Source organism: Streptomyces sp. NPDC051907 (genome assembly GCF_040681075.1).
In the GTDB taxonomy this organism is placed as follows: Bacteria; Actinomycetota; Actinomycetes; order Streptomycetales; family Streptomycetaceae; genus Streptomyces.
In genome coordinates, this window is record NZ_JBFAYB010000095.1 from 24,837 (window position 1) to 33,537 (window position 8,701).

The 8,701-nt window shown below is 71.9% G+C and carries 9 protein-coding genes; 1 reads left to right on the forward strand and 8 read right to left on the reverse strand.

Features of this window, described 5'->3' with window-relative positions:
- Positions 1-48 precede the first annotated feature (48 nt).
- From AB0M39_RS33780 to AB0M39_RS33810, 7 genes are all read right to left on the reverse strand, one after another.
- Positions 49-960 carry a glutaminase gene (locus AB0M39_RS33780; protein WP_365370595.1) on the reverse strand — a complete coding sequence of 304 codons (912 nt, stop codon included), beginning with the start codon at positions 958-960 and terminating at the stop codon, positions 49-51.
- A gap of 12 nt (positions 961-972) precedes the next feature.
- Positions 973-1,668 (reverse strand): demethylmenaquinone methyltransferase, encoded by a 696-nt coding sequence (locus AB0M39_RS33785; RefSeq protein WP_365370577.1) that lies wholly within the window; start codon positions 1,666-1,668, stop codon positions 973-975.
- A gap of 8 nt (positions 1,669-1,676) precedes the next feature.
- Positions 1,677-1,961 carry a hypothetical protein gene (locus AB0M39_RS33790; RefSeq protein WP_365370579.1) on the reverse strand — a complete coding sequence of 95 codons (285 nt, stop codon included), beginning with the start codon at positions 1,959-1,961 and terminating at the stop codon, positions 1,677-1,679.
- On the reverse strand, positions 1,877-2,587 hold the full coding sequence (locus AB0M39_RS33795) for a hypothetical protein (RefSeq protein ID WP_365370581.1): 711 nt from the start codon (positions 2,585-2,587) through the stop codon (positions 1,877-1,879). The genes AB0M39_RS33790 and AB0M39_RS33795 overlap by 85 nt, the downstream gene beginning before the upstream one ends.
- Before the next feature lie 34 nt (positions 2,588-2,621).
- Positions 2,622-3,299: a hypothetical protein gene (locus AB0M39_RS33800; protein WP_365370583.1), complete on the reverse strand. Its 678-nt coding sequence runs from the start codon at positions 3,297-3,299 to the stop codon at positions 2,622-2,624.
- Between the two features lie 7 nt (positions 3,300-3,306).
- Positions 3,307-4,506: a cyclic dehypoxanthinyl futalosine synthase gene (gene mqnC / locus AB0M39_RS33805; protein WP_365370585.1), complete on the reverse strand. Its 1,200-nt coding sequence runs from the start codon at positions 4,504-4,506 to the stop codon at positions 3,307-3,309.
- Positions 4,507-4,654: 148 nt separating this feature from the next.
- The gene (locus AB0M39_RS33810) at positions 4,655-6,388 is read right to left on the reverse strand and encodes a protein kinase (protein WP_365370587.1); all 1,734 of its coding nucleotides are present in this window, start codon (positions 6,386-6,388) and stop codon (positions 4,655-4,657) included.
- Positions 6,389-6,575: 187 nt separating this feature from the next.
- On the opposite strand from AB0M39_RS33810, the gene AB0M39_RS33815 reads away from it, so the two are divergent.
- A complete protein-coding gene (locus AB0M39_RS33815; RefSeq protein WP_365370589.1) occupies positions 6,576-7,619 on the forward strand; it encodes an alpha/beta hydrolase-fold protein in 1,044 nt (347 codons plus the stop codon).
- Between the two features lie 76 nt (positions 7,620-7,695).
- Here AB0M39_RS33815 and AB0M39_RS33820 read toward each other — a convergent pair whose 3' ends face one another.
- Positions 7,696-8,565, reverse strand: coding sequence for a menaquinone biosynthesis protein (locus AB0M39_RS33820; protein ID WP_365370591.1), 870 nt, complete (start codon positions 8,563-8,565; stop codon positions 7,696-7,698).
- Between the last annotated feature and the right edge of the window lie 136 nt (positions 8,566-8,701).

Genomic DNA, 8,701 nt, shown 5'->3' on the forward strand with positions numbered 1-8,701 from the left:
GCGTATGCCTCTTCACCATGCGTCGACGACGGGCGAGCGAATCCGGGGCTAGAAGACCGAGAGCCCGGTCAGCGTGGTGAAGCGGTCCAACGCCGCGACGCCCGCGACGGAGTTGCCGCGCGCGTCCAGTCCGGGGCTCCATACGCACAGCGTGCAGTGCCCCGGCACGACCGCGACGATCCCGCCGCCCACGCCGCTCTTGCCCGGCAGCCCGACCCGGTAGGCGAACTCGCCGGCCGCGTCGTACGTACCGCAGGTCAGCATCACCGCGTTGATCTGCTTGGCCTCGCTGCGGGTCAGCAGCCGCGAGCCGTCCGCGCGCAGCCCGTGGCGGGCCAGGAAACGGGCGGCGAGCGCCAGGTCCGCGCAGCTCGTCTCGATCGAGCACTGCCAGAAGTAGTGGTCGAGGAGCATGGGGACGGGGTTGGTGATGTTGCCGTACGAGGCCATGAAGTGGGCCAGCGCCGCGTTGCGGTCGCCGAACGCGGACTCCGACTCGGCGACCTCCGGGTCGAAGGACAGGTCGGCGTTGCCGCTCTCCTGCCGCAGGAAGTCCAGGAGTTCGCTGCTCGCGTCGCCGGTGAGGGTCTGCAGCCGGTCGGTGACGACGAGGGCGCCCGCGTTGATGAAGGGATTGCGCGGGATCCCGTTCTCGTACTCCAGCTGCACCAGCGAGTTGAAGGGGTTGCCCGAGGGCTCCCGGCCGACGTGCTCCCAGAGGCTGTCGCCGCCGTGGGCGAGGGCCAGCGCGAGCGCGAAGACCTTGGTGATCGACTGGGCGGAGAAGGGGCGCTGCCAGTCCCCTACGCCGTACACCTGGCCGTCCAGGTCCGCGACGGCCATGCCGAAGCGGAACGGGTCGACCGAGGCGAGGGCGGGGATGTACTCGGCGGGCGTGCCGCTGCCGACGTGCCCGGCGACGTCCTGCGCGATGCGCTCCAGCAGCGCCTGGTAGTCCAGCTCCACAGCCGCTTACTTCGGCTTGGTTCCGCGGTGCAGCGCGACCACGCCGCCGGTCAGATTGCGCCAGGCGACGTTCTCCCAGCCGGCCTGCTGGAGCTTGCGCGCGAGCCCCGGCTGGTCGGGCCAGGACTGGATCGACTCGGCGAGGTAGACGTACGCGTCCGGGTTGGAGGAGACGGCCCGCGCGACCGGCGGCAGCGCCTTCATCAGGTACTCCTCGTACACCGTCCGGAACGGGGCCCAGGTCGCGTGCGAGAACTCGCAGATCACGACGCGTCCGCCCGGCTTGGCTACCCGGTACAGCTCCCGCAGCGCCGCGTCCGTCTCATGGACGTTGCGCAGCCCGAAGGAGATCGTCACGGCGTCGAAGACGCCGTCGCGGAACGGCAGCCGCATCGCGTCGCCGGCGGTGAGCGGCAGCCACGGGTGGCGCTTCTTGCCCTCGCGGAGCATCCCCAAGGAGAAGTCGCACGGCACGACGTAGGCGCCGTCGGCCGTGAACGGCAGCGAGGAGGTGCCCGTGCCCGCGGCCAGGTCGAGGACCTTCTCCCCCGGGCGCGCGGCGACCGCCTTCGCGACCTGCTTGCGCCAGCGCCGGTCCTGGCCGAGCGAGATCACGTCGTTGGTGAGGTCGTAGTTCGCCGCCACGTCGTCGAACATCGAGGCGACTTCGTGCGGCTGCTTGTCCAGGGATGCTCGGGTCACGCACCCATTCAAGCAGCACCCTTCCGCTTGCCCGAGCCCGGGGATTTCGGAGTTCTGAGCGAGTTCGCGAACACCGCGCCCAGGATCAGCATGAACCCGACCAGGATCGCCAGGGCGGTCCACGGCGACATGGTGTTCTCGTCGTCGTCGGCCTCCTCGTCGTCGGCGTTCTCCTTCTCGTACCGCTCCTCGGCCGTCCCGGACGCGATCACGTCCACGAAGCGGGGCAGCGCGACGGCGAGCGGGTCGTCGTACGCGCCGAGCAGCAGGGCGGTGTCCGCGTCCCGGTCCACGCCGTACTCCTGGGCGTACAGGTCGCCGCCCCCGCGCTCCCGACGACGAGCGCTGCCTTCTCCGCGCGGTGCTCCGGTCCGCGGTAGGCCATGTCGTCGTTCACGGCACCCCGTCCGCCGGGGACCGTGCCGGTGCGCAGTCCGTTCAGCGCGACGACCGCGATGTCGGCGAGCGAGGCGTCCTCGTCGTCGCGCCAGCCCGAGAGCCCGTTCTCGACGACCGTCGGGTCCCCGGGAGTCTTCACGCCGTACGTCCGCAGCCTCGCCCGTCCGCTCTGGTCGACGTGCACATACGCGCCGTCCTCGCGCAGCCGGTCGTGCAGCAGCGCGAGGTAGGCGACGCCGAAGTCGCCGCTGCCGTCGCCCTCCCAGACCGGGCTGACGGCTATGTACACGGGGTACCCGGCGGCCTTCAGCTGCTGTGCGGCGGCGCGGATCCGCTGGACGTCGCCGGGCCCGACCGCGTGCGGGTCGAGATGGGGGCTGATGTAGACGGGGTCCTCGCGCAGGGCCTCGGCCGCGATGTCCGCGCGGGTGGGCGGCGGTTCGGCCGCGTGGGCGGCGCCTCCTCCCACGGCGAGCAGCACGGCGGCGGCCGCGGCCGCCGCCACTCGTACCACCGGCATCACTGGCCCCTCCCGTCACATAGGCGGGGCCACCCTACGCGCGCCGGTGCACCAGCCGTCCAGCCAATACGGTCGCGACGCAGCTTCCGGCGCCGTGCTCCCGCAGCGCTCGCGCCGGGAGTTCGTCGGCCGGGACGTCGAAGACGGCGAAGTCCGCGGGGGATCCGGGGGCGAGCGAGCCGGCGATCAGGGCGCTCAGCGGGAAGCCGGCGAAGGGGTCCAGCGCGAGCGCCCCGCCCTCGCGCCGAGAGCGCGCCTCCTCGACGCCCAGCGCCTCCACAGGCGGCTCCTCCACCCGCAGCCCCGAGCGCGCGACCGCCGTGCGCACCGAGGGCCGGGCGAACGGGCCGCTGACCGCGATCACGCCGTGCCGCAGCAGCCGTTGCAGCCCGCGCCGCGCGCTCGCGCCCCAGCGGGCGTCGTCCATCGCCAGCGCCGCGAGCGCCTGGCCGGTCAGCGGCTCGTCGCCGAGCTCCTCGGCCTCGCGCGGGTCCGGGTGGTAGGCGCCCTCGAGCAGCGCGAGCGACTGCGGGTGGCGCAGCCCCGGCGTCAGCAGCCCGGGCCAGCGCCGCACCCGCGCCTGCGGACGGGCCTCGGCCATCGCCTCGTACGGGCCGATCGCCACGATCAGCCCGGCGTCGACGGCGACGGCCCGGCAGTCCTCGGGGCGGCCGGCTCCGAAGACCCGGTCCGCCACATGGATCGTCTGCACCGCGGGCTCAGTTGGCCGAGAGGATCTTCAGCTCGGGGTGTGCCGTGCCGCCCTCGATCGCGGTGGACGAGATGTGCGAGGCGACGCGCTCGTCGACCGGGTCGTTCGCCGGGTCGTCGTGCACCAGGATGTGCTCGTACGTCGTCGTGCGCTGCGCCGGCACGCGGTCGGCGGTGCGGATCATGTCGATCATCTCGCGCAGGTTGGAGCGGTGCTTCGCGCCCGCCGAGGAGACGACGTTCTCCTCCAGCATGATCGAGCCGAGGTCGTCCGCGCCGTAGTGCAGCGTCAGCTGCCCGATCTCCTTGCCCGTGGTGAGCCACGAGCCCTGGATGTGGGCGATGTTGTCCATGAAGAGCCGCCCGATCGCGATCATGCGCAGGTACTCGAAGAGAGTGGCCTGCGTGCGGCCCTTCAGATGGTTGTTCTCCGGCTGGTACGTGTACGGGATGAAGGCCCGGAAGCCGCCCGTCCGGTCCTGTACGTCGCGGATCATCCGCAGATGCTCGATCCGCTCGGCGTTGGTCTCGCCGGTGCCCATGAGCATGGTCGAGGTGGACTCGACGCCGAGGCCGTGCGCGATCTCCATGATCTCCAGCCAGCGCTCGCCGCTCTCCTTCAGCGGCGCGATGGCCTTGCGGGGCCGCGCGGGCAGCAGCTCCGCGCCCGCGCCCGCGAACGAGTCCAGGCCGGCGGCGTGGATACGGCTGATGGCCTCCTCGGCCGAGACGCCGGAGATCTTGGCCATGTGCTCGATCTCGGAGGCGCCGAGCGAGTGGATCACCAGCTGGGGGAAGGCGCTCTTGATGGCGGAGAAGTGCTTCTCGTAGTACTCGACGCCGAAGTCCGGGTGGTGTCCGCCCTGGAACATGATCTGCGTGCCGCCGAGCTCGACGGTCTCCGCGCAGCGGCGCAGGATGTCGTCGAGGTCGCGGGTCCAGCCCTTGGCTGCGTCCTTGGGCGGGGCGTAGAAGGCGCAGAACTTGCACGCCGTGACGCATACGTTCGTGTAGTTGATGTTGCGCTCGATGATGTACGTCGCGATGTGCTCCGTGCCGGCGTACCGGCGGCGGCGCACGGCGTCGGCCGCCGCGCCCAGGGCGTGCAGCGGCGCGAAGCGGTAGAGGTCGAGCGCCTCCTCAGGGGTGATCCGACCACCCTCGGCGGCACGGTCGAGAACAGACTGAAGGTCGGCCTTCTCGGTCACCGGGATGTCCCTTTCAACGGGGTGCGGACGGACCGATCCAGCCTACGCCAGCAGGTCCAGACCCTCTCCGGCCCCCTCTTCCGACCCGCCGGATCACGCCCCCGCGCGCGACCGGGGGCGCTCAGTCCGCCCGTCCGACCGGGGGCGCTCAGTCCGCCCGTTCGAGCTTCGCGCTCGGGTTGCCGGCCCTGGACTCGTCGGAGACGTAGCTCAGCCGGTCGCCGTCGAGGGTCAGCTTCACCGTGTGGGCGTCGCCGGTGCAGTTGTTGCCGGGCTTGTCGCTGGCCTTGCCCTCGGCGACCAGTCGCTGCGCGGTGGCGCTGCGCAGCACGAGCTCGTCCTCGCAGGTGAAGCTGCCGAGGAGGTCGAACTGGCTGACCGTGCCGATCTTCTCGCCGGGCTTGCCGGCCTTGAGGACGACCTTGAAGTTCCCGGCGGCGATCTCGCTGCCCGCGAGGTCCACCGTGAAGGGCCCCTCCCAGGACCCGAGGAAGCCCTTCGGCACCTCGCCCGCCGCCGGGGGAGGCGTCGCGGCCTCGCTCTCGGCCGGGCTCTGGTCGGAGCCCTGGGCGTCGCTCTTCCCGTCTTCCTGGTTCAGCCTCAGCAGAAACGTCCCGCCTACGGTCACCGCCGCCAGCGCCCCCGCGACCGCCAGGGCGACCGTGCAGCTGACCCGCCGTCCCCGGCGCGGGCCGGGCTCCGAGCCGGCGGTCACCGAGATCGACAGCCGCGCGTCCTCGGGCGCCCGCTGCGCCGGCACAGGCACGGCCGGCGGCTCCGCGGACGGCAGCCCCGCGGAGGGCAGCCCCGCTGACGGCGACCCCGCGGCAGGCGCACGGTCGGCCGGGCCGGACCCGTGGACGGGCTCCATCGGCGGCCCGAACGTCCCGATCGCCGGGCTGCTGAAGGCGACGGGCCCCGACGCCGCCGGGTCGGCCGTCACCAGGTCGGCCGCCGCCGGGTCGGCCGTCACCGGGTCGGCCGCCGCCGGCTCCAGGTCCAGCAGGCTGATCGCGGACCGGCTGACCTGCTGGACCATCGCCCCCGGCAGCCATCCCGACCCGACCAGCGCGGCCGCCCCGCCGGGCGCGAGCCGGCCCGCGATCTGCGCGGGAGTCGGCCGTACGGAGGCGTCCTTGGCCAGGCAGTCCGCCACCAGCCGGCGCATGTCGCCCGCCAGAGAGCCCAGTTCGGGCTCCTCGTGGACCACCTTGTAGAGGAGAGCGGCCGAGGAGTCGCCCGGGAAGGGGGCCGCGCCCGTCGCCGCGTACGCCAGCACCGCGCCCAGCGAGAAGACGTCCGCCGCGGCGGTGACGCCCTTGCCGAGGATCTGCTCCGGCGACATGTATCCGGGCGAGCCCACCGAGACGCCGGTGGAGGTCAGCGAGGCGGTGCCGTCGGTGGCGCGGGCGATCCCGAAGTCGATCAGCCGGGGCCCGTCCAGGGTGAGCAGCACGTTGGACGGCTTCACGTCCCGGTGCACGAGACCGAGGGCGTGCACGGCCGTGAGCGCCTCCGCGAGCCCGGCGCCGAGCACCCGCACCGCGTGCTCGGGCAGCGGGCCGTGCTCGTTGACCGCCTGGGAGAGGGCGGGGCCCGCCACATAGCCGGTGGCGACCCACGGCACCGGGGCCTCCGGGTCCGCGTCGAGGACCGGCGCGGTCCACTGGCCGCCGACGCGCCGCGCGGCCTCCACCTCGCGGCGGAAGCGCTCCCGGAACTCCTCGTCGAGGGCGTAGTGCGGGTGGACGACCTTGACGGCGACCGTGCGGCCGCCGGCGCTGCGCCCCAGGTAGACGCGGCCCATGCCGCCCGCCCCCAGCCTGCCGAGCAGTCGATACGCGCCGATGCTTCGCGGCTCGCCCGGATCCAGCGGCTGCATCCCCAACTCCCCCGATCGCCCTGCCAGCACGTCGCGTGCTCCGGCTCAGCGTAGGGCCGTGGTGCGCCGCGTCACGAGGATTGAGATCGCACCGCAGCCAACCGATCGGGGCGTTCGGCCGTCTCCAAGGACGTATATCTCACGGCTTGTCCCGATCCCACCTGTGCCAGAACACCGGAGTCCCGCCATGAAACGCCTGCCCAAGGCCCTCATAGCCGCCGTCGCCATCGGCTCTGTCGCACTCGTCGCCGGCTGCTCGGACGAGGGCGAGCCGGTCTCGTTCGACGGACCGAGCGCGCGGTCGGTCCCGCGGCAGGTGGGCGCGAGCAGCTCGGCCGCGGACAAGGCCGCGGCGGAGGCCGCCGCCAAGACGCGGATGCCGACCGGTCCGAAGGCGTCCTTCACCATCCAGAACACCCTCGGCGACGGCACGAAGATCGGCGTCACGACCCTGGTGGGCAAGAAGTCGGGCTTCACGGGCAAGGTGTGGGTGTGGGCTCCGAAGCAGTACTTCGACCCCGCGTACGCGAACAGCGGCTTCCCCGTCCTGATCGCCCTGCCCGGCGGGAAGGGGTACCCCAACAACTACTGGATGGGCACCGACCTCAAGCTCGAGCGGAACATCGCCAAGTGGTCGAAGGACGGCACGAGCCTGCCCTTCGTCGTGGTGATGCCGGTGCTCAACCCGGACGCCAAGCACTACTACGACGGCAGCGACATCCCGGACCAGCCCAAGATGGGCACCTGGATGACGGAGGACGTCCCGGACTTCGTGAAGGCCAACTTCCGCACCTTCAAGTCCCGCGACGGCTGGGCCTTCATGGGCTCGTCCTCCGGCGGCTTCGTCGGCCTGAAGTCGGTGCTCAAGCGCCCGGACCAGTTCAAGGCCGTGATCGCCTCGGGCCCGGACATCGTGCCGGACTCGCCGCTGTGGGCGGGCCATGAGAAGGAGAAGCAGGCCAACAACCCGGAGAAGCTCGCCAAGGCGCTCACGGCCCGGCCCCGGACCAGGAACGACGAGATCTACGTGGCGTTCCAGATCGGCACCAAGGAGTCCGGGCTGGGCCGGCTGAAGAAGTTCATGGCCACCTACGGCAAGGGCCCGATCAAGACCCGCCTCCAGGTCATCCAGGACGGCGAGCACAACGCGAAGAGCTACGTCCGGGGCATGGGCGAGGGCTCCATCAAGTGGATCAGCGACCAGATGCAGGCCCCGATCCGCGTCGAGTGACCCGCCGCCCCCCGCCCGCTCTCAGCGGCCGGCTCTCAGTGGTCGACTCGCAGAAGCCGGCTCTCAGGGCCGGCTCTCAGCGGCCGAGCAGCTCGACCTTCACATCGGCGGGGAACCCGGTCGTCGGCCCGGTCCGGCGAGCGAACTCCCGTACGCCGGCGAGCTGCTCGGGCCCGAACCGGAAGTCGAGGGTCGTGAAGTACCGCCGCAGCAGGTCCGCGTCGAAGCTCTCCCAGCGGGCGGCCTGCTCGGCGACCTTGGCGACCTCCTCCAGGGACAGGTCCCGCGAGGCGAGGAAGGCCTCGTGCACCTTCCGTACGACGCGGGGCTCGCGCGCCAGATAGTCCTTGCGCGCCGCCCATACCGCGAAGACGAACGGCAGCCCGGTCCACTCCTTCCACATCAGCCCCAGATCGTGGACCTGAAGACCGAGCCGGGGAGCGTCGTGCAGCGACGCCCGCAGCGCGGCGTCCCCGATCAAGACGGCCGCCTGGGCCTCCTGCATCATCAGCCCGAGATCGGGCGGACAGGTGTAGTACGCGGGCTCCACTCCGTACTGCTCCGAAAGGAGCAACTGCGCCAGGCGCACGGATGTACGAGAGGTGGAACCGAGCGCGACGCGCGCCCCGTCGAGACTCTCCAGCGGCGCCTGCGAAACGATTACGCAGGACATGACAGGACCGTCGCAGCCGACCGCGAGGTCGGGAAATGCGACGAGGTCCTCCGCATTGCGCAGGAATTCCACAAGGGTGACCGGCGCGATATCGAGATCGCCCTGCACCAGCTTCTCGCTGAGCTTCTCCGGGGTGTCCTTCGTCAGCTCGAGATCGAGAAGAGTTCCGGTTCGGGCCAGCCCCCAGTACAGGGGGAGACAGTTCAGGAACTGGATGTGGCCGACACGGGGACGGCTGCGACGGGGGTCGGCTGCGGTGCTTTGACTGTCCACAGCGCGAGGCTAGCCCCGCGGGGTCGCGAGACGGCGCGCGGGCGCCGCGTGGCGGGGGAGCGATAGGAGAGCGCGCCCGCGTCGCGCGCGGCGGCGGCCAGCGCGAAGCTGTTGGAGTCGTAGATCTGGCCCTCGG

What these genes read in the sequence shown, in the direction of transcription:
- AB0M39_RS33795 (WP_365370581.1), bottom strand. Translation starts at nt 2,587, where the DNA reads ATGCCGGTGGTACGAGTGGCGGCGGCCGCGGCCGCCGCCGTGCTGCTC.
- AB0M39_RS33810 (WP_365370587.1), bottom strand. Translation starts at nt 6,388, where the DNA reads ATGCAGCCGCTGGATCCGGGCGAGCCGCGAAGCATCGGCGCGTATCGA.
- AB0M39_RS33815 (WP_365370589.1), top strand. Translation starts at nt 6,576, where the DNA reads ATGAAACGCCTGCCCAAGGCCCTCATAGCCGCCGTCGCCATCGGCTCT.